Origin of the sequence: Providencia sp. PROV269 (assembly GCF_028477785.1) — a bacterium.
Lineage (GTDB): Bacteria > Pseudomonadota > Gammaproteobacteria > Enterobacterales > Enterobacteriaceae > Providencia > Providencia rettgeri.
Genome location: NZ_JAMPLV010000006.1, coordinates 288,064 through 308,580 on the forward strand (window position 1 = coordinate 288,064; position 20,517 = coordinate 308,580).

A 20,517-nucleotide genomic window follows, 5' to 3' on the forward strand; every position below is an offset into this window, starting at 1 on the left:
TGCTCCCGATTATTGTGCGTTTTGACGAGGTGTGTTCTGACGGTATTCATTAATTAATTCAATGAAATGGTCGAATAAATTTGCCGCATCATGTGGCCCTGAACTTGCTTCTGGGTGGCCTTGAAAACTGAATGCTGGTTTATCCGTACGGTGAATACCTTGCAATGTTCCATCAAACAGCGACTTGTGAGTCACTCGCAGTGTGTCGGGAAGTGTCGATTCATCAACAGCAAAACCATGGTTTTGCGCCGTGATCATCACCACATCTTTATCTAAATCTTTAACTGGATGGTTAGCACCATGATGGCCAAACTTCATTTTCATGGTATTAGCGCCACTCGCCAGGGCAAGTAACTGGTGCCCTAAACAGATACCAAATACTGGAATTTCTGTGGTTAAAAATGTTTCAATGGCCTTGATGGCGTAATCGCATGGGGCTGGGTCACCAGGGCCATTCGATAAGAAAATACCATCGGGGTTCATCGCTAATACAGTTTCTGCGGGTGTTGTTGCTGGTACCACCGTTAAACGGCAGCCACGGTCAACTAACATACGTAAAATATTGCGCTTCGCACCGAAGTCATAAGCGACAACATGTAAAGGGAGTTCATCCGCAGTTTTTGCGCCTTGCTGGCCATTTTCCAGCGTCCATGAACCTTGGGACCAGTTATAAATCTCTTTAGTGCAGACTTCTTTTGCTAAATCCAACCCATTCAAACCTGAAAAACTACGCGCTTTTTCCAATGCCAGTGCAACATCTGGGTTATCACCCGCAATGATACAACCGTTTTGAGCGCCTTTTTCTCTCAGTAAACGTGTCAATTTACGTGTATCGATATCTGCAATCGCCACCACATTATGGCGTTTTAGATATTCAGATAACCCTTCTTGCCCGCGGAAGTTACTGTATACCAATGGTAAGTCACGAATGATTAAGCCTTGAGCATGAACATTTGGAGATTCTTCGTCATCAGCATTAGTGCCGACATTACCAATATGGGGATAAGTGAGAGTAACAATTTGGCGGGAATAGGAAGGGTCTGTAATTATTTCTTGATATCCGGTCATCGACGTGTTGAAAACGACTTCTCCAACAGCAGCGCCTTCTGCACCGATAGCACGCCCGTGGAATTGGGTTCCGTCTTCCAGAACCAATATAGCTGACTTAATCAAAACACCCTCCGGAGAATAATAAATCACGTTTTTTGCATATTAATTCAGATTTTGCGATCTAAATCAATGCCAAAATGAGTTTTTAAGCAAATTTTTGGCAAATTGCGCGCATTCTAATGATGAGATAGGGTCTTGTCTAGAAAAAAATGCATTTTTTTCACTTTTATCTTACTTTTTTACTCAACTACCTCACTTTTAGTTGGATGAGTAGTATAAATCATAGTAAAAATGAATTAGTAAACGGTTGCAAAGTAAGATAACTAGTTTATTGATAATAACTCAGCTAAAAGAAGGAGGGAAGGATAATTAACGAGCAAAACCGAAGATAAAAACAATGAAAAGATAAGGTTATGTTGATTTGAATGCAAATAATTCAAATCAACATAAAATAAATACTTATTAATCGCAATTAACTGATATATAAACAAAAAAAATAAATAATAAATACTATAAATCATCAAGATTTAACACATCTTTCATATTATATAACCCACTATTTCTAGCACAAACCCAACCTGATGCCTTAATTGCACCATTTGCAAAGGTCATGCGGCTAGAGGCTTTGTGAGTAATTTCAACTCGTTCCCCGATATCTGCAAACATGGCGGTATGTTCACCCACAATATCCCCAGCTCGGATAGTTGCAAAACCAATGGTTCCAGGTTCTCGCTCTCCTGTGTAGCCTTCACGGGTGTATACGGCACACTCTTTTAAATTTTTACCCAGCGCGCTAGCAATAGATTCCCCCATGGCTAAAGCAGTACCTGATGGCGCATCCACTTTATGGCGGTGATGAGCTTCAACAATTTCAATATCCGTGTAATTTCCCATTACTTTTGCTGCTTTTTCCAGTAATTTCAGTACGACATTGACGCCAACACTGAAATTTGCTGCAAAGACAATAGGAATAGATTTCGCAGCTTCGGCAATGGCTTGCTTCCCTTGCTCATCAAACCCTGTCGTACCAATGACCATGGCTTTTTGGTTGGCTTTACAAAATGCTAAGTAATGCAATGTGCCTTCTGGACGCGTAAAATCAATAACCACATCAAAATCATTAACAACCTGGTCAAGTGAATCAACAATGGAAATACCTAACTTACCGATACCTGCGAGTTCACCTGCATCGGTTCCGATAAGTGATGATCCTTCACGCTCAATCGCTGCCCCCAATTGAATTCCATCTTGTTGTTGTGCGGCTTGGATTAGCTGGCGTCCCATACGTCCACCTGCACCAACTATTGCGACACGTACCACTGAATTTGCCATGGTTTATCCTTTTTTAATTAATGCAAATATATAAATTTGAACTGTTGTTTAGGATAAAAAGGCTATTTTTACCCACAGTTTAGAAATGATTGTGATACAGATTAACTATCCTGACTGTATTCTGCTAGCAAAAATGCAGAGTTATTAACAAAAGCGTAGAAAGCATAGAGATTATCAGTAAAAGTTTTAATTGAGAGAAAACGCGAAGGGAACAACTTGAATAAAAAGGTTAAAACAGCCGCAAAGATAGGAATGGTAAAGCGGCTGTTCCTGTAATTAAAACCAAATGATTAATTAATCTCTTTAACCTCAACTCTTAATTCTTTAGGGACTTCAAAGACGATATTTTCTTCACGCCCTTGCAACTCAACAACCGAGTCGGCTCCTAACTCTTTAAGTCGATCAATGACTTGCCTAACTAAGATGTCTGGCGCTGATGCCCCCGCAGTTAAGCCAATAATGTTTTTATCTGCTAACCATTCCGTTTTAATATCTTCTGCACCATCAATTAAAAATGCAGGTTTTTGCATGCGCGAAGCTAATTCCGCTAGACGATTTGAGTTTGATGAGTTTTTAGAACCGACGACTAAAACAATATCAGCGCGTTCTGCTAGTTCTCTCGCTGCCTCTTGGCGGTTAGTCGTTGCATAGCAAATATCGTCTTTACGAGGTCCTACAATGCTTGGAAAGCGAGAAGTCAGTGCATCAATAACATCAGAGGTATCATCAACAGAAAGTGTTGTTTGTGTCATGAAAGAGAGATTATTTTCATCTTTCACTTTTAATTTCCAAACATCTTCTGGGCTCTCAACAAGATACATCCCACCTTCAGGGTTACTATATTGGCCCATCGTGCCTTCGACTTCTGGATGCCCGGCATGCCCAATTAAAATAGCTTCTTTGCCTTTACGACTCGCTCGTGCAACTTCCATATGGACTTTCGTCACCAAAGGACAAGTGGCGTCAAATAACATCGTTAGATCGCGAGAACGCGCTTCTTGGCGAATGGCTTGAGAAACGCCATGCGCAGAAAAAATCAAGATTGACCCATCCGGTACTTCTGAGATTTCTTCAATAAAGATAGCACCACGTTGACGTAAATCATCAACAACATAACGGTTATGAACCACTTCGTGACGAACGTAAATCGGAGCACCATATATTTCTAATGCCCTTTCTACGATGCTAATTGCGCGGTCTACGCCAGCACAAAACCCACGAGGGTTAGCCATTAATATTTGCATTGTGATTCTCCAATTGCGGGTCTACTTCAAGCACTTCGATATCAAAACTAATCTGCTGCTCAGCGAGAGGGTGGTTAAAATCAATAGTAATCGACTCACCTTCAATTGATTTTACTACACCTGGCATTTCACTGCCATTCATCGCGGTAAATAGCATTATCGTACCAATTTCAGGAATGCCTGTTTCTATAAAGTCACGCAATGAAAAATATTGAACTAAATCAGGATTATGTTTCCCAAAAACAGTGTCTCCGGGCAGCGAAAAACTTTTCTTTTCACCTTCATTAAGGCCAATCAATTGAGCTTCAAGTTCTGGCGATAAGGAGTCATTCCCTAAAACAAACAACGCAGGCTTTCCTTGTGCATGCGAGGAATCAGCCGTAGAGCCATCTTCCAATTTCAGTGTGAAATGCAGTAAAACAGAGCTCTGCGCCTGTATTTGAGTAGACATAAACCAAACCTATTTATCATAAAATTCAGCCCAGAAAATCTGGGCTGTGAGTTATTACATTCTAACCTAGTGCACTACCATTTTATTTGGCTTTTTCTTGCTTTGATTTATCTGGTAGGAAACCTTCTAAAATCACAAGAGCTGCACCAATACATATCGCCATATCCGCTAGGTTAAATGTCGGCCAATGCCAATTACCGACGTAAAAATCAAGGTAATCGATAACGAAGCCATGGACTAAACGGTCGCTTAAATTACCGATAGCACCACCAATAATCAATGCATATGCAATGTTAGATAGGCGTTTTTGTGCACTTTGGCGATACATCATAACCATTAAGATAACGGAGATCCCAATTGCAATACCTGCAAAGAACCAACGTTGCCATCCGCCTTCATCAGCCAAGAAACTAAATGCCGCGCCAAAATTTTGCGCATACATTATGTTAAAAAATGGCATGATCGGATGCGGTTCGTACAAATTTAGGTCACTAAGCACTAATTGCTTAATGCCTAAATCCGCAACGATAATCACAATGGTTAACCATAACCAACGCAAACCGGTAGAACAAACTGGCGTCTTCATTAAGCAAACTTACGTGTTTCGCCGTTACCGGCTACGTTAGTGACACAGCGACCACAGATTTCTGGTTGCTCGCTTGAAGAACCGATATCACTTGCATAATGCCAGCAACGTGGGCATTTTTCACCCGCTGCTTTACTGAAAGCAATTTTCAGGCCTTTCAATTCACTTTCTTGTGCATCTGCTGGAGCTGTTGCGATATCAGCGACATGGGCTTGTGATGTCAGTAAAACAAAGCGTAATTCATCACCCAAGCTTTGCAGTTTTTCGGCCAGAGCTTTATCCGCATACAATGTCACCGCAGCTTCTAATGAGCCCCCGATAAGCTTATCAGTACGCGCTTGTTCTAAGACCTTATTCACTTCACCACGAACAGCCAATAGCTCAGTCCAGAAGCTGTTGTTCATTTCATTTGATTCATCTAAACCAAACAAACCGTCATACCACTCTTCGGTAAGAACGAATTGAGCGCGTTTTCCTGGTAACTCATTCCAAATTTCATCGGAAGTGAAGGACAGAACTGGAGCCATCCAACGCACTAACGCTTCAACAATATGGAATAACGCAGTTTGGCAGCTACGACGCGCTAAACTATCACTTTTCGCCGTATACTGACGGTCTTTGATGATATCCAGATAGAATGACCCCATTTCAATGGAGCAGAAATGCATTAATCTCTGGATAACAGACAAGAAGTCGTATTCATCATAAGCTTTGGCTATTTCTTGCTGAGCTTCTAACGCACGGCTCACCGCCCAACGGTCTAAAACCACCATATCTTCTGGTTTCACCATATCGGTTTCAGGATTGAAACCACTCAGGTTAGCCAGTAAGAAACGTGCAGTATTACGAATACGGCGATATGAATCAGCAGCACGTTTTAAAATTTCATCTGAAACCGCGATTTCGCCAGTATAATCCGTTGATGCAACCCATAAACGTAAGATATCTGCACCCAGTTTATTCATTACATCTTGTGGGCTTACTGTGTTGCCTAAAGATTTAGACATTTTGCGGCCTTGGCCATCAACAGTAAAACCATGTGTCAACACTTGGCGATAAGGTGCTTTCCCTTTCATTGCTGTTGATAACATCAATGATGACATAAACCAGCCACGGTGTTGATCCGACCCTTCAAGGTACATATCCGCTGAATTACCATGGAATTCAGGACGTGCATCAACAACCGCAAAATGCGTTGAGCCTGAATCAAACCACACGTCTAAGGTATCAGGTACTTTACGATATATTTCAGCTTCATCACCCAGAAGCTCGGCAGGGTCAAGATCCCACCATGCTTGGATGCCATCCACTTCAACACGCTTAGCCACTTCTTCCATTAATTCTAACGTGCGAGGATGTAGCTCTTCAGTGTCTTTATGAACAAACAACGACATTGGGGTACCCCAAGTACGCTGACGAGAAATACACCAGTCAGGGCGGTTTTCAACCATAGACTCAATTCGTGCACGTCCCCAACCCGGGATCCATTGAACAATATCAATTTCTTTCAGAGATTGTTCACGTAAGCCGTTTTTATCCATGCCGATAAACCACTGTGGCGTAGCACGGAAGATAACTGGAGTCTTATGGCGCCAGCAACATGGGTAGCTGTGTTGAATCGCTTGTTTGTACAGTAACGCACCTTTTTCGTTCAATAATTCAACGATAAGGTCATTAGCTTTAAAAATAAATACACCATCTAATGTTGGGTAAGTATTTGGTAAGAAGCAGCCATCTGGGCCCACAGGATTAGCCGTTTCTAAGCCATATTTCTGCCCGACAACATAGTCTTCAGGGCCGTGGCCTGGTGCGGTATGAACAGCCCCCGTACCTGCGTCTAATGTCACGTGATCGCCCAAAATAGCAGGAACATCAAAGCCCATAAATGGGTGCTGGAAGCGCAACAATTCTAATGCTGAACCTTCGCATTCACCAAGAACTTCCCATGCGGTGATACCCGCAGTTTTCATCACGTCTTCAACAAGGTCAGCAGCTAAAATGACTAACTCACCATTTGCATCGACCAAGTTATATTTGAATTCAGGATTTAATGAAATTGCGCGGTTTGCTGGCAATGTCCAAGGTGTCGTTGTCCAAATAACCAGCGACGGAGTTTTGTCACTTGCCACACCAAATTTTTCGCACACGGTTTTGCCATCTACCGCAGGGAATCGAACATAGATAGATGGCGAGGTTTTATCATAATATTCGACTTCAGCTTCCGCTAATGAAGAACCGCAAGCTGTACACCAGTGAACAGGTTTTGCCCCTTTCACTAAATGGCCGTTTGCAATAGTTTTCGCCAATGCTCGAATAATGTGAGCCTCGGTTTTAAAATCCATTGTTAGATAAGGTTTATCCCACTCACCTAAAACACCAAGACGCATGAAATCAGCTTTTTGACCTTCAATTTGCTCTTTAGCGTATTGACGGCATTGTGCACGAAATTCAGCGGCAGAAACTTTTTCCCCTGGCTTACCGACGATTTGTTCAACTTTATGTTCAATCGGTAATCCATGGCAGTCCCAACCTGGGATGTATGGGGAATCATAACCCGCCAACCCTTTGGACTTAATAATAATATCTTTGAGAATTTTGTTAACTGAGTGACCAATATGAATACTGCCGTTAGCATACGGAGGACCATCGTGCAGAATAAAGGTTTTCTTGCCCGATTTTGCTTTACGGATTGCCTGATACAAACCTTCTTTGTACCAGCGCTCTAACATCTGTGGTTCGCGTTTAGCGAGATCGCCACGCATTGGGAACCCTGTTTCTGGTAGATTCAGGGTATTTTTATAGTCACTCATCGATTCTCAGTTCCAATTTTCCGCTAAATTATCTGATTCCTATTGCAGTAAGATACTCTCTCGCTGCAATTACATCATTAGCAATTTGCTCCTTAAGCGCTTCCAACGAAGCAAACCGCTGCTCATCACGTAATTTCTTACGTAACACTACATCGATATGACGCCCATATAAATCCATATTTGCATCAATCAGATGAACTTCTAACTGTGTTCCTTTTCCAGATACAGTCGGACGTGTGCCAATATTTGCCACACCAGGTAGAGGCTTATCACCTAAACCGTAAACTTCTACAGCATACACACCAGTAACTGGTGTGACTAAACGTTTTAACGGTAGGTTTGCTGTTGGAAAACCTATTGTTCTGCCAAGTTGATTACCATGAACCACTCGCCCGCTAATACGATAAGAATGCCCTAATAGGCTTTCAGCTAATTCAAGATTGTTTTCTTGAATCGCTTTTCGTATCGCCGTACTGCTAATACGAAGCCCTGAATCACAGAAGCTTTCTGTATCTGCAACTTCAAAACCGAATTCATCACCCGCCTGTTGTAAAAAAGTAAAATCCCCCATGCGATTTTTCCCAAAGCGGAAATCATCACCTATAGCGAGATACTTTACCCCAAGCTTACTGACAAGTAAGTCAGCAACAAACTCAGCGGGTGTTAATGATGCAAAGTGCTGGTTAAATTCAACACATAAGAGGTAATCAATACCACTGTCTGCAAGATATTTAACTTTGTCTCGCAAGCGTGTCAAACGCGCAGGCGCTTTGTCACCAATAAAAAATTCAAGGGGCTGTGGCTCAAATATCATCACGACAGTTGGTAACCCTAACTGCGCTCCCTTAAGTTTCAAATTTTGAAGCAAAACCTGATGCCCACGATGGACACCATCAAAATTACCGATAGTCAGCACGCAACCATGATGGCACGCCCGGATATTCTGTATACCGCGAATTAGCTCCATAACAGGCTCAATACCGAGGAAATTGCAGGATTATACCTTGTACGACGCATAAGGTTAACCTTAGTTCGCAAAAGGTTTCATTAAACCCTATTTTTTTGATCTCTACACGATTTATTAACCACTATTTTTATGCAATTAGTGGGTTATTACGCTCCTCAAACAGAGCAATTAGATTCGAACATCAAAAACTTTGGGGTAACCAATGGATTATCAATACAACAAATTTGTTCCAAGGTCTCTAAAAATATTATATTTTTATGTTTTATACTTCAATGGTTATAACCTCGTGGTCAAAAAGAACAAAAAACAACCATAACATGCTTGGTTTTCATACTACCCACTGATTGATAAACTAAAAAATATTTTTCGCCTTAATTCTTTTTAAATTTCTGCCATCAATTACGCATTTTTTCACGCTAAGATCTGTATTCTTCTTATATTTGCTGATAGAATCTTGCACCATTCACAGCGCATGAGCATCGAAGTACACGATGTTTATTTGCACAAATCCATTGACAAATGAAGGGCGAAAGGGCATATTCCTCGACCTTTGAATTGTCCTCAATAGAATACATTTGGGAGTTGGACCTTGGCTAATATCAAATCAGCTAAGAAACGTGCCGTTCAGTCAGAGAAACGTCGCCAGCATAACGCTAGCCGTCGCTCTATGGTACGTACTTTTATCAAGAAAGTTTACCTTGCTATCGCTGCAGGCGATAAAGAAGCTGCTCAGAAAGCATTCAATGACATGCAACCTATTGTTGATCGCCATGCTACTAAAGGCCTGATCCACAAAAATAAAGCAGCACGTCATAAAGCTAACTTAGTTGCTCAAATCAAAGCAATGTAATTTTGCTTCTTGATTAGCTTAAAAAACCGGCTTATGCCGGTTTTTTATTTGTCGTTATTTTTTATCTAAGCTATCAAGCGGAACTGAAAATAAATCTGAAAAATCTTTATTACACACTCGCTGTACTGCTGGGTGCTGTATCATTCTCTCTGCAAAAATAACGTAATATTCTTCTTTTACGCTCTCTAAACGGCCTAACTCTACAATGTCTTCGCCACCTAGAAGATCAGGTGTATACTGCGATGGAGCTACAAAAATCGCGTTATAATGCATACCAAATGCTTTCATAAGCGCCGCATCATCAAACTCACCTAACACTTCAACTTGCAGATTTTTATTTCGTATCCAAGCTAAGATATGCCTACCTAACAAATATCGCCGCCCAGGAATTAATAAACGACGTTCCTCTAAACATTCAGGGAATGGCTTTTTAGGGATTGGCTGACGACAAAAGAAACTCATATTACACTCGCCCAATTTCACCGAAAATAAGCCTTCTTGCTGCGATGAGTCAACTGGGCAGTCAGACAAAATCATGTCCAATTTATGTTGGCTGAGCTGTTCTAATAGCAATTCATGTGTTGATTCAAAACAACGCAAATGAATTTGTTCATGCTCTACAACTGTAGTTTCTAATATTTTACTAACTAACTGTTTTGATAGGGTATCCGCAACCCCGACGTCAAACAGTAAATTAGATTCGCGGCTGTAATTAACGATATCTAGCATTTCTTGGCTAAGCATGAACATTTTATCTGCATAGCGAAAAATTAATTGCCCAAGCTCAGATGGCACCAAACCTCGCCCCTGCCTTTTGAATAATTTTCCACCTAATCGTTCTTCCAATGCTTTTATTTGCCCTGTAATTGTCTGAGGAGTCAGGTAAAGCGCTTCTGCTGCTCCGACGACAGAGCCTTCTTTACATACATGCCAGAAGTAGTAAAGATGGTTAAAATTAAGATGTGAAACCCGCATATCGATTCCTTTTGTACCGTCACTAGCTAGAAAAACCACTATTGACCATACACATTTACCCGCAGCTCATATTTCTCAGAGCCTTTAAAATGAATACCGTAGTGTATTTATAAACACACTACGGTATATCATAGATTATTAGTTCGGAAATTCTTACTAATAATTTGCAAAATTAAATATTGAGCTGGTACTAAGTTAGTCTTTTTGTTTCGGTAACACGACTCTTAACATAAAGTAACCTAAAAATGCAGCTAACGTAGAACCAAGCAAAATACCTAGACGTGAATAGGTACTATACACCTCATCAAGCCCATCAAATGCGAGGCCGGTTATAAAAATAGACATAGTAAAACCGATCCCACACAATACAGAAACGGCAAAAACCTGTTTTAAGTTAATCGACTCAGGCAACTTTGCAAACCCAAGTTTTACCGAAACCCAACTAAATAGAAAAATTCCGATAGGCTTACCAAAAATTAGCCCTGCAGCGACACCTAATGGCAGTGGGCTTAATAAACCTTCTAATGTTACACCTTGAAGCTGTACACCCGAATTAGCAAACGCAAAAATAGGTAGAATTAAGTAAACAACCCATGGGTGTAAGACGTGTTCCAATTCTTCTGAAGGCTTGGTCTGGTTAGTACCATGTAAAGGAATCAAGAAGCCAACAATGACCCCTGCTAGTGTGGCATGAACCCCAGATTTCAAAATACACACCCATAATATTAACCCAATAACTAAGTAAGCCGCTGTATTCTCTACTCTACGCCAATTCATCATACAGAGAATGGCGATGCACAATGCTGAAAGCCCCAATGCAACCAAAGAAACAGAACTTGTGTAGAAAAAAGCAATAATTACGATAACACCAAGGTCATCAATAATAGCCAATGCTAATAAGAATACCTTAAGTTCTGTTGGAACCCGCTTACCTAATAAAGCCATCACCCCCAAAGCAAACGCAATATCTGTCGCTGCAGGTATCGCCCAACCTTGCTGAGTAACTGCATCTCCCCCATTAAATAACAGGTAAATTAGTGCAGGGGCAATCATTCCCCCTAATGCTGCAATTGCTGGAAATATCGCTTTATCACGCCCGGCAAGAGATCCCTCTAATAATTCACGTTTTACTTCAAGGCCGACCACCAAAAAGAAAATCGCCATTAAGAAGTCATTAATCCATAATATCAGAGGTTTATCTAAACCAAACTCTGATATTTTAATTGATACAGGAATATCTAAAAATTGCTGATAAGCCCCTTGTAATGGCGAATTAGCCATCATTAAAGCGACTATGGCAGCAATAATCAGGAGTAAGCCCCCTGCTGCTTCTAACCTTAGAAATTTACGAATAATTGCTGTCATATAGTTAACCCCAATATATTTTTGAATGTTAATACTATGCTAATCATCAATTCGCAAAAAGTCGTTTATTCATCAGAAATAAATCGGAATTATCGAGTAATTTAAGTTAAGCATCACAGAGAATGATAAAGAAACGTTAATTTTACTATAGACAACTTTTATAAAAACAAATAACAAATTTTGTTAAAAATGGACTTTATAATTTCAATTTCTTATTACAGTATCCAACCTACATTTTTCAACCACCACAGAATAATTATATATCTTCTTTTCTCGATACCTTTCGTGAAGATTTTAAATGTGGGAAACTGCTTGCAAGATATTTGCAAAGCGCTTCGCAAATAAAATGCGATTAGATTGCCAATAAAAAACTCAAGATTACAATTTACTAATGACAACTCACGTACTATTTGCCGTGCTTTTTGCTGCTTTTTGCCATGCAAGCTGGAACGCCATTGTTAAATTTGGCAATGACCGCTTTTTCGGTCTAGTCATGATTTCTGTTTTTTCTGGCATCTTAACGCTACCAGCAATATTCTGGTTAGGCCTACCATCACCAGAAGCTATCCATTGGTTAGCTTTATCGGTATTATTTCATATTGGCTATACCTATTTTTTAAGCCAGGCTTATACACATGGTGATTTAAGCCAGATATACCCCATATCACGTGGGTCTGCGCCATTAATGACTGCACTACTCGGCGCTTTGCTATTTAGTGAGCTAATTCCATTAATGGGCCTTATTGGTGTTTTATTTATCATTAGTGGCGTAGTGCTCATTGCCTTTGCAGGAAAAAAATTCACCTTAAATATCAAAGGAAAAGCACTGGCTTTTGCCATATCAACTGCCTTTTTTACTGCCTGTTATACCTTATCTGATGGCAATGGTGCTAGAGCAAGTGAAGACCCTGTAGTGTATACACTTTGGTTATTTCTATTGAATGGGATTGTGTTAGCTGTACCTGGCTTTATCAAATATCGTGGTACCCTAATTGTTGGAATTCAACAATACTGGCGCTCTGGGTTACTAGGTGGGTTAATGCAACTGATTAGCTATGGTATTGCCATATGGGCGATGAGCCAAGCACCCATTGTCATGGTCGCTGCAATTAGAGAAACTAGTGTACTATTCGCTATGTTCCTATCTATTGCTTTTCTTAAAGAGAAATTCAACGTCATGCGAGTCGTTGCCTGTGTTGTTATTGTTTTTGGTGTTTTATTAGCAAAATTAAGTCATTAATAAAATTATTATTATTTAAATGTTCGGTTACCAAGCAATCAATTTTGTTTTATTAAAAATAGTATTATTTTTTTTATTTACCTATAGTTTTTATATTTTCTCACCAGATATGAGGCCAAAATGTCGCTTTTAAAATCTTTACTGGCTATTTCCATTATTAGTGCTTCTTTTTCTAGCTTTGCTGCTACACCCGCTGACATCATAATTGTAGATGGCACCATCTTAACTATGGATGCTCAAAAACAGGTTATTGACCATGGTACGGTTGTCATCAAAGGCAATAAAATTATTGCCGTTGGTGGCCCTGAGCTTACTCAACATTATCAAGCACCTAATGTACTGAATGTTGATGGTGATATTGTCATGCCAGGTCTAATTAACACGCATACACATGCATCTATGACCGTATTTCGTTCTTTAGCCGATGATGTACCAGACCGTTTACACCGTTATATTTTCCCATTAGAAAATAAAATGGTCTCCCGTGAAATGGTACGAGTTGGGGCAAACCTTGCTAATGTTGAAATGATTAAAGGGGGTGTCACAACATACGTTGATATGTATTATTTTGAAGATGAAGTGGCTAAAACCGTTGATAAAATTGGCTTAAGAGCTGTCCTTGGTGAATCTGTTATTCAATTTCCTGTCGCTGATGCAAAAAATGCAGATGAAGGCATCAATTATGCCGTAAACTTTATTAATCAATACAAAGATCACCCACGTATCACTCCTGCTTTTGCTCCCCATGCCCCTTATACCAACACAACAGAGCATTTACAAAAAATAGCAAAATTATCTCAAGAACTTGATGTTCCCGTGATGATCCATCTAGCGGAAACAGATCGTGAGCAAGAAGAAATCGCCAAACGCACTGGTGGCAAAAGCCCGGTACAATATATGGCAGACATAGGTGCACTGAACAATAAAGTAATAGCTGCCCATGCCATTATGGTTGATGAAAAAGATATAGATTTGCTCAAACAATATGATGTCGGTGTTGCACATAATATCAGTGCGAATACTAAGTCCGCTAAGGGTGTTGCCCCTGTGACAACCATGCTTGAAAAAGGGATCCGTGTTGGCTTGGGAACTGATGGACCAATGTCGAGTAATACGTTGACGACGTTAAATGAATTGAATTTAGTGGGTAAGATTCACAAACTAGCAAATAAAGATAGAGCAGCGATGCCACCAATCACTGTTGTTGATATGGCAACAATGGGCTCTGCTCGTGTATTACACATGGAAGATAAACTGGGCTCTCTCGAACCAGGGAAATTAGCTGATATTATTGTTATTGATACTAAATCACCTAATATGGTTCCTATGTATAGCCCATATGCTGCGCTGGTATATGGGGCTAATGGAGCCAATGTTCGTCATACCATAGTTGATGGCAACGTATTGATGAAAGACCGTAAAATACTGACTGCGGATGAAAATTCAATCATCAAAAAAGCTCAAGATTTTGCCAATAAAGTCCGAGAAACTGTGGTTGCTAGCGGTGAAGTTGTAAAATAAGATAAAAAAAATGGCTGACTTGGCAATATGCTCAGTCAGCCATTCTAACTTTACCAACTATTAACTAATTATTTATTAGTTAAATCATCAAAGAATTTCTTCACACCATCTAAAAAGCTTTTAGAGCGCGGGCTGTTCTTCTCACCGCTCTTTCCACCTAATGATTCACCAAATTCTTTGAGTAACTCTTTTTGTTTCTCATTGAGTTTAACAGGGGTTTCAACAACGATGTGGCACATTAAATCACCTTGCAGGCCACCACGTACCGATTTCACACCTTTTCCTTTCATACGGAAAATTTTACCGGTTTGAGTTTCTGCTGGGATTTTCAGTTTTACACGCCCATCAAGGGTTGGCACTTCAATTTCGCCACCCAGTGCTGCATCAGCAAAGTTAATCGGCACCTCACAGTGCAGGTTATTACCATCACGCTCAAAAATATTATGAGGCAATACATGAACCTGAACAAATAAGTCTCCTGCTGGTGCTCCGTTTTCTCCGGCTTCACCTTCCCCTGACAAACGAACACGGTCACCCGTATCTACGCCAGCTGGAATTTTAACTGACAGTGTTTTATATCTTTCAACACGGCCATGACCATGACATTTGTTGCATGGATCTTTGATAACTTTACCGCGACCATGGCAAGTTGGACAAGGCTGCTGTACAGAGAAAAAGCCTTGGCGCATATGGACTTGGCCCATACCGTGACAGGTTGAGCACGTATCCGCACTGGTTCCCGGTTTCGCACCATTACCATGACAAACGTCACAGGTTTCTAAGGTCGGAATACGGATTTCTTTGGTCACTCCACGGACAGCCTCTTCAAGAGTCAGTTCCATGTTGTACTGTAGGTCAGAACCACGGCTTGGGCGCTGCTGTCTGCGGCCACCTCCAAAAATATCACCGAAGACGTCACCAAAGATATCACTAAAGTCAGCGCCACCACCAAAGCCGCCGCCTCCGCCCATTCCGCCTTGCTCAAACGCTGCATGACCATATTGGTCATAAGCGGCGCGTTTTTGCTCGTCAGAAAGAACTTCGTAAGCTTCTTTAATTTCTTTAAATTTACCTTCTGATTCTTTATCCCCCTGATTACGGTCGGGGTGATGCTTCATCGCTAAGCGCTTATAAGCTCGCTTAATATCTTTATCTGAAGCATTTCTTTCGAGGCCTAGCACCTCATAAAAATCTCTTTTCGCCATTCTATTTACCCTTAACATGCGGAACGGGCGTAGAGTTCCCTCGACGCCCGTATCCGGTATCAGTAACCATTAACTAGCATTTGCTACAGCTACTGCGCCCGCTAAGGGCATTATTTTTTATCTTTGTCGTTAACTTCTTCGAATTCAGCATCAACAACGTCATCATCTTTCTTCGCTTCTGCGCCAGCAGCACCACCCGCTTGCGCTTGAGCTTGTTGCTGTGCGATTTCCAGAAGTTTTGCAGATGCAGTGACTAAAGCTTGGATTTTCGCTTCAATATCCGCTTTATCTTCACCTTTTGCTGCCGCTTCTAATTCAGAAGTTGCTTTTTCAATATTCGCTTTATCTTCAGCTGGTAATTTATCACCGGCTTCTTCAATTTGTTTACGAGTACCGTGAACTAATTGGTCAGCTTGGTTACGAACCTGAACTAACTCTTCAAATTTACGGTCAGCTTCAGCGTTTGCTTCTGCGTCACGTACCATTTTTTCGATTTCCTCGTCATTCAGACCTGAAGAAGCCTTAATGGTGATGTTTTGCTCACGTCCGCTATTTTTATCTTTCGCAGAAACATGCAAGATACCATCAGCATCGATATCAAAAGTCACTTCAATTTGTGGCATACCGCGTGGGGCAGGTTGAATACCATCTAAGTTAAACTGACCCAGTGATTTGTTGTCACTTGCACGTTTACGCTCACCTTGCAGAACATGGATAGTTACCGCTGCTTGGTTATCTTCCGCTGTTGAGAATACTTGGCTATGTTTCGTTGGGATAGTGGTGTTCTTCGAGATTAACGAAGTCATCACACCACCCATGGTTTCGATACCTAAAGACAGAGGAGTTACGTCAAGTAACAGAACGTCTTTAACATCACCCGCTAAAACACCACCTTGTACTGCCGCACCCATTGCAACTGCTTCGTCAGGGTTCACGTCTTTACGTGGTTCTTTACCAAAGAAATCAGCAACAACTTTTTGAACCATTGGCATACGTGTTTGGCCACCAACTAAAATAACGTCGTTGATTTCGCTCACGCTTAAGCCCGCGTCTTGCAGAGCAACTTTAACTGGCTCCATAGAACGCTTAACTAAATCTTCTACCAGTGACTCTAATTTCGCACGAGTCACTTTAATATTCATATGTTTAGGACCTGTTGCATCCGCTGTAATGTACGGCAGGTTAACGTCTGTTTGTTGTGCAGAAGACAGCTCAATTTTTGCTTTTTCTGCAGCTTCTTTCAGACGTTGCATCGCTAACGGGTCGTTACGTAGGTCAACACCTTGTTCTTTCTTAAACTCTTCAACTAAGTAGTTGATTAAACGAGTATCGAAGTCTTCACCACCTAAGTGAGTATCACCATTGGTTGCCAAAACTTCATAGGTTTTTTCGCCATCAACTTCATCAATTTCGATGATTGATAAGTCAAATGTACCACCACCTAAGTCATAAACCGCAATAGTACGGTTACCCACTTCTCTATCTAAACCATATGCTAATGCCGCAGCTGTTGGTTCGTTAATGATACGTTTTACTTCTAAACCAGCGATACGACCAGCATCTTTAGTCGCTTGACGCTGAGCATCGTTAAAGTAAGCAGGTACAGTAATAACTGCTTCTGTTACAGGCTCACCTAAATAGTCTTCAGCTGTTTTCTTCATTTTTTTCAGAACTTCAGCTGAAACTTGTGGCGGAGCCATTTTTTGGCCTTTCACATCTAACCAAGCATCGCCGTTATCAGCCGCAATGATTTTATATGGCATGATAGAAACGTCGCGCTGAACTTCTTCGTCTTGGAAACGACGACCAATCAAACGTTTGATTGCAAATAAAGTATTTTCTGGGTTAGTCACAGCCTGACGTTTTGCTGGCTGACCTACTAAAATTTCACCATCTTGAGTGTACGCAATGATGGAAGGAGTCGTTCTATCACCTTCGCTGTTCTCCAGAACACGAGCTGTAGTACCATCCATAATTGCAACGCATGAGTTAGTTGTACCCAAGTCGATACCAATGATTTTACCCATCTAAAACGCCTCCAAAGGAATTCTTTTCACTATGATTTCGATATCAATCTATATGAGGCTCAATATTTCATTTTCAAGGGAGTTTTCACTCTGAGCCTAAATTATTTTTCAATACGCAATAATTTGGATTGATATCAGTTGATGCTTTTAAGATGGGGTCACAAATTCATTCATCAAGGGGGAGAATCAAAAAAATTTGCATTTATTGCAAAAAAACCTGTCTTGTGATCATGGTTTAAACAATCAAAACTGCGTATGATGCGCCGCCGCTGTCACTTTGGCAAAACTTTCTGTTTTTTATCTATTTGAATTTTATATATTTTACCAGAGGTTATATGCAGTCTAGCTCTCTTGCAAATCCAGGCCCACTTGGTTTACTAGGCTTTGGTATGACAACCATCCTGCTAAACATTCATAACGCAGGTTTTTTCCCTCTTTCATCCGTTATTTTAAGTATGGGCATTTTTTATGGTGGTATTGCTCAATTTATTGCGGGCCTGATTGAATACAAAAAAGGCAATACATTCGGTGCAACCGCATTTACTTCTTACGGGATGTTTTGGATTGCATTAGTTGGTCTATTATTTTTACCTTCAATGGGATTAGCTGAAGCAACTTCACCTGAGTTTTTAGGTGTTTTCCTCGCTATTTGGGGAATTTTTACCTTTTTTATGTTCTTGGGAACATTCAAAGCTAATTTTGTTTTGCAATTTGTCTTTGGTAGCTTAACTGTATTATTCGCTTTATTAGCGATTGGTAATATTACGGGAAATGCGGCATTACTAAAATTTGCAGGTTTTGAAGGAATTATCTGTGGTGCTAGCGCATTTTATTTAGCGGTTGCGGAAATCTTAAATGAGCAATATGGCAAAACTGTATTACCGATTGGTCAACGTGGTTAAGTTTGACTAACGTATGTGATTTTATGCATTAAATATTATTAATCAGGTGAGTCAATGCTCACCTGATTATATTGAAATACTACTCAGAACGAATTGCTGATTTAGGTCTAAATGCCTTCACAACCGTAGGGTCTGTTTCCACATATGGGCCATCAAGCAATTGAATACAATAAGGAACACTGGCGAAAATACCAGAAACGACTACATTCCCTTCTTTGTCCTTTAAGCCTTCCAGAGTTTCCGCAATTGCTTTAGGCTGCCCTGGTAAATTTAAAATCAGAGCCTGATTGCGTATTACTCCAACTTGGCGTGATAATATCGCAGTAGGCACGAACTTTAGGCTAATTTGGCGCATTTGTTCGCCAAACCCCGGCATCTCACGGTCTGCAATCGCGAGGGTTGCGTCAGGTGTAACATCGCGACGAGCGGGGCCTGTGCCCCCGGTAGTTAGGACTAAATGGCAAGCAAATTCATCCACCAGCTCACATAATGTTTGCTCTATCATGATTTGCTCATCAGGGATCAGGCGAGTTTCGATGCGAAAAGGTGTTGTCAGCGTTTTTGCTAACCACTCTTCTAGTGCAGGAATACCTTTGTCTTCATAAATACCGCTCGAAGCACGATCAGAAACAGAAACCAGACCTATGCGCAATTCATCCATACAAACCTCAAAGAAATTGTTCAATCAAAAACTGTTCACTTAAAAATAAACAGGAGCGATATCATATCATGATGAACGACTGCATACAGTGTCGAGGTGTTTTTATCTTCAAATTGAGAACTAACTCAATGAAAAATGGATATAAAAAAACCCAACCAACCGGCTGGGTTTTAAAGAAAAAACGAAATAAATTACAGTAAATCTGCAATCATTTTTTCCAGTTTCTCTTGGTCTACTGCAAACTTACGAATACCATCAGACAGTTTATCAACCGCCATTGGATCTTGATTGTGCTGCCAGTAGAACTCTGCTTCCGTCAACTTAGCGCCTGGCTCTTGAGTTTTACCTGAATCTGTCAGTTTACGTACTAATTCACCTTGTGATTCTGACAGCTCTTTCAATAATCCTGGAGAGATAGTTAAGCGGTCACAACCGGCTAATTCAATGATTTCACCCACATTACGGAAGCTTGCGCCCATTACCACAGTTTTATAACCGTGAGCTTTGTAGTAGTTGTAGATTTCAGTAACAGAAACCACACCTGGATCTTCATGTGGCGCGAATTCTTTCTTATCTGTATTCGCTTTGTACCAGTCAAGAATACGACCCACAAATGGAGAGATCAGGTATACACCCGCTTCCGCACAAGCACGTGCTTGAGCAAAAGAGAATAATAAAGTCAGGTTACAGTTAATGCCTTCTTTTTCCAGTTTCTCTGCAGCACGGATACCCTGCCAAGTCGAAGCCAGTTTAATCAGAATACGGTCATTACTGATGCCTGCATCGTTGTACATTTTGATTAAGTGACGCGCTTTAGCAATACAAGCTTCTTCATCATAAGAAAGGCGCGCATCAACTTCAGTAGAAATACGACCCGGAACTAATTTCAGAATTTCCAGACCGATATTAACAGCCAGCTTGTCACAAGCATCAACAATTTGTTGCTCGCGATTATTGCTTTGCTTACGTGCCCATTCTACCGCTTCATCAATTAATTTACGGTACTCAGGAATTTGTGCAGCATTTAAGATCAGCGATGGATTTGTGGTCGCGTCTTGTGGCTTGTAAAGCTTCATTGCTTCGATGTCGCCAGTATCAGCAACAACAGTTGTCAGACTACGTAATGAGGTTAGTTTATCGGTCATTTCTTTAATCTCGTTGTTATACCCGTCATATTCCAAGTTGTAGCGGTGTTGGCTACCTACAATTCTTGCGACTCTTGTGGTGTAGGCTAACAAACTGCAACTTGAATTACTTTGCGTATTATAAAG

General features: G+C 40.8%; 17 protein-coding genes. 4 read left to right on the forward strand and 13 right to left on the reverse strand.

Annotated features, from left to right (window positions below):
• Positions 1–9: 9 nt before the first annotated feature.
• The 7 genes from carA to ribF form a co-directional block, all read right to left on the reverse strand.
• On the reverse strand, positions 10–1,173 hold the full coding sequence (gene carA, locus PR683_RS11535) for a glutamine-hydrolyzing carbamoyl-phosphate synthase small subunit (RefSeq protein ID WP_164528422.1): 1,164 nt from the start codon (positions 1,171–1,173) through the stop codon (positions 10–12).
• A gap of 447 nt (positions 1,174–1,620) precedes the next feature.
• Positions 1,621–2,442 (reverse strand): 4-hydroxy-tetrahydrodipicolinate reductase, encoded by an 822-nt coding sequence (gene dapB / locus PR683_RS11540; protein WP_109911861.1) that lies wholly within the window; start codon positions 2,440–2,442, stop codon positions 1,621–1,623.
• Positions 2,443–2,732: 290 nt separating this feature from the next.
• Positions 2,733–3,686: a 4-hydroxy-3-methylbut-2-enyl diphosphate reductase gene (gene ispH / locus PR683_RS11545; protein WP_004914678.1), complete on the reverse strand. Its 954-nt coding sequence runs from the start codon at positions 3,684–3,686 to the stop codon at positions 2,733–2,735.
• Positions 3,667–4,137 (reverse strand): FKBP-type peptidyl-prolyl cis-trans isomerase, encoded by a 471-nt coding sequence (gene fkpB / locus PR683_RS11550; RefSeq protein WP_004905629.1) that lies wholly within the window; start codon positions 4,135–4,137, stop codon positions 3,667–3,669. Before fkpB ends, ispH begins: the two co-directional genes overlap by 20 nt.
• A gap of 82 nt (positions 4,138–4,219) precedes the next feature.
• Positions 4,220–4,723, reverse strand: a complete 504-nt coding sequence (lspA, locus tag PR683_RS11555) for a signal peptidase II (protein WP_109911860.1) — start codon at positions 4,721–4,723, stop codon at positions 4,220–4,222.
• Complete coding sequence (gene ileS, locus PR683_RS11560) at positions 4,723–7,533, reverse strand: isoleucine--tRNA ligase (RefSeq protein ID WP_004914683.1); 2,811 nt, start codon at positions 7,531–7,533, stop codon at positions 4,723–4,725. Before ileS ends, lspA begins: the two co-directional genes overlap by 1 nt.
• 28 nt (positions 7,534–7,561) lie before the next feature.
• Complete coding sequence (gene ribF, locus PR683_RS11565) at positions 7,562–8,500, reverse strand: bifunctional riboflavin kinase/FAD synthetase (RefSeq protein ID WP_109911859.1); 939 nt, start codon at positions 8,498–8,500, stop codon at positions 7,562–7,564.
• Positions 8,501–9,089: 589 nt separating this feature from the next.
• On the opposite strand from ribF, the gene rpsT reads away from it, so the two are divergent.
• Entirely contained in the window at positions 9,090–9,350 is a 261-nt protein-coding gene (rpsT, locus tag PR683_RS11570; protein WP_004914688.1) for a 30S ribosomal protein S20, read from the forward strand.
• Positions 9,351–9,404: 54 nt separating this feature from the next.
• Here the strand turns inward: rpsT and nhaR are convergent, their stop codons facing one another.
• Positions 9,405–10,325 (reverse strand): transcriptional activator NhaR, encoded by a 921-nt coding sequence (gene nhaR, locus PR683_RS11575; protein ID WP_004914690.1) that lies wholly within the window; start codon positions 10,323–10,325, stop codon positions 9,405–9,407.
• Between the two features lie 195 nt (positions 10,326–10,520).
• Positions 10,521–11,690, reverse strand: coding sequence for a Na+/H+ antiporter NhaA (gene nhaA / locus PR683_RS11580; RefSeq protein ID WP_004914692.1), 1,170 nt, complete (start codon positions 11,688–11,690; stop codon positions 10,521–10,523).
• Between the two features lie 391 nt (positions 11,691–12,081).
• On the opposite strand from nhaA, the gene PR683_RS11585 reads away from it, so the two are divergent.
• On the forward strand, positions 12,082–12,930 hold the full coding sequence (locus PR683_RS11585; protein WP_240105918.1) for an EamA family transporter: 849 nt from the start codon (positions 12,082–12,084) through the stop codon (positions 12,928–12,930).
• A 120-nt stretch (positions 12,931–13,050) separates the two neighbouring features.
• A complete protein-coding gene (locus PR683_RS11590; protein ID WP_272581795.1) occupies positions 13,051–14,451 on the forward strand; it encodes an amidohydrolase in 1,401 nt (466 codons plus the stop codon).
• 68 nt (positions 14,452–14,519) lie between these two features.
• On the opposite strand, the gene dnaJ is transcribed toward PR683_RS11590, so the two are convergent.
• Positions 14,520–15,656, reverse strand: a complete 1,137-nt coding sequence (dnaJ, locus tag PR683_RS11595; RefSeq protein ID WP_109911858.1) for a molecular chaperone DnaJ — start codon at positions 15,654–15,656, stop codon at positions 14,520–14,522.
• A gap of 110 nt (positions 15,657–15,766) precedes the next feature.
• Positions 15,767–17,683 carry a molecular chaperone DnaK gene (dnaK, locus tag PR683_RS11600; RefSeq protein WP_004914699.1) on the reverse strand — a complete coding sequence of 639 codons (1,917 nt, stop codon included), beginning with the start codon at positions 17,681–17,683 and terminating at the stop codon, positions 15,767–15,769.
• Positions 17,684–18,018: 335 nt separating this feature from the next.
• On the opposite strand from dnaK, the gene satP reads away from it, so the two are divergent.
• On the forward strand, positions 18,019–18,585 hold the full coding sequence (satP, locus tag PR683_RS11605) for an acetate uptake transporter (RefSeq protein WP_004905651.1): 567 nt from the start codon (positions 18,019–18,021) through the stop codon (positions 18,583–18,585).
• Positions 18,586–18,664: 79 nt separating this feature from the next.
• Here satP and mog read toward each other — a convergent pair whose 3' ends face one another.
• Together mog and tal are read right to left on the reverse strand one after the other, a co-directional pair.
• Positions 18,665–19,246: a molybdopterin adenylyltransferase gene (mog, locus tag PR683_RS11610; protein WP_004914701.1), complete on the reverse strand. Its 582-nt coding sequence runs from the start codon at positions 19,244–19,246 to the stop codon at positions 18,665–18,667.
• 191 nt (positions 19,247–19,437) lie between these two features.
• The gene (tal, locus tag PR683_RS11615) at positions 19,438–20,391 is read right to left on the reverse strand and encodes a transaldolase (protein ID WP_004914703.1); all 954 of its coding nucleotides are present in this window, start codon (positions 20,389–20,391) and stop codon (positions 19,438–19,440) included.
• Positions 20,392–20,517 lie beyond the last annotated feature (126 nt).

Coding starts and splice junctions, on each gene's coding strand:
- mog (WP_004914701.1), bottom strand. CDS start 19,246: ATGGATGAATTGCGCATAGGTCTGGTTTCTGTTTCTGATCGTGCTTCG.
- ispH (WP_004914678.1), bottom strand. CDS start 3,686: ATGCAAATATTAATGGCTAACCCTCGTGGGTTTTGTGCTGGCGTAGAC.
- dnaJ (WP_109911858.1), bottom strand. CDS start 15,656: ATGGCGAAAAGAGATTTTTATGAGGTGCTAGGCCTCGAAAGAAATGCT.
- ileS (WP_004914683.1), bottom strand. CDS start 7,533: ATGAGTGACTATAAAAATACCCTGAATCTACCAGAAACAGGGTTCCCA.
- satP (WP_004905651.1), top strand. CDS start 18,019: ATGCAGTCTAGCTCTCTTGCAAATCCAGGCCCACTTGGTTTACTAGGC.
- dnaK (WP_004914699.1), bottom strand. CDS start 17,683: ATGGGTAAAATCATTGGTATCGACTTGGGTACAACTAACTCATGCGTT.
- tal (WP_004914703.1), bottom strand. CDS start 20,391: ATGACCGATAAACTAACCTCATTACGTAGTCTGACAACTGTTGTTGCT.
- nhaA (WP_004914692.1), bottom strand. CDS start 11,690: ATGACAGCAATTATTCGTAAATTTCTAAGGTTAGAAGCAGCAGGGGGC.
- fkpB (WP_004905629.1), bottom strand. CDS start 4,137: ATGTCTACTCAAATACAGGCGCAGAGCTCTGTTTTACTGCATTTCACA.
- ribF (WP_109911859.1), bottom strand. CDS start 8,500: ATGGAGCTAATTCGCGGTATACAGAATATCCGGGCGTGCCATCATGGT.
- nhaR (WP_004914690.1), bottom strand. CDS start 10,325: ATGCGGGTTTCACATCTTAATTTTAACCATCTTTACTACTTCTGGCAT.
- lspA (WP_109911860.1), bottom strand. CDS start 4,723: ATGAAGACGCCAGTTTGTTCTACCGGTTTGCGTTGGTTATGGTTAACC.
- dapB (WP_109911861.1), bottom strand. CDS start 2,442: ATGGCAAATTCAGTGGTACGTGTCGCAATAGTTGGTGCAGGTGGACGT.
- PR683_RS11585 (WP_240105918.1), top strand. CDS start 12,082: ATGACAACTCACGTACTATTTGCCGTGCTTTTTGCTGCTTTTTGCCAT.
- PR683_RS11590 (WP_272581795.1), top strand. CDS start 13,051: ATGTCGCTTTTAAAATCTTTACTGGCTATTTCCATTATTAGTGCTTCT.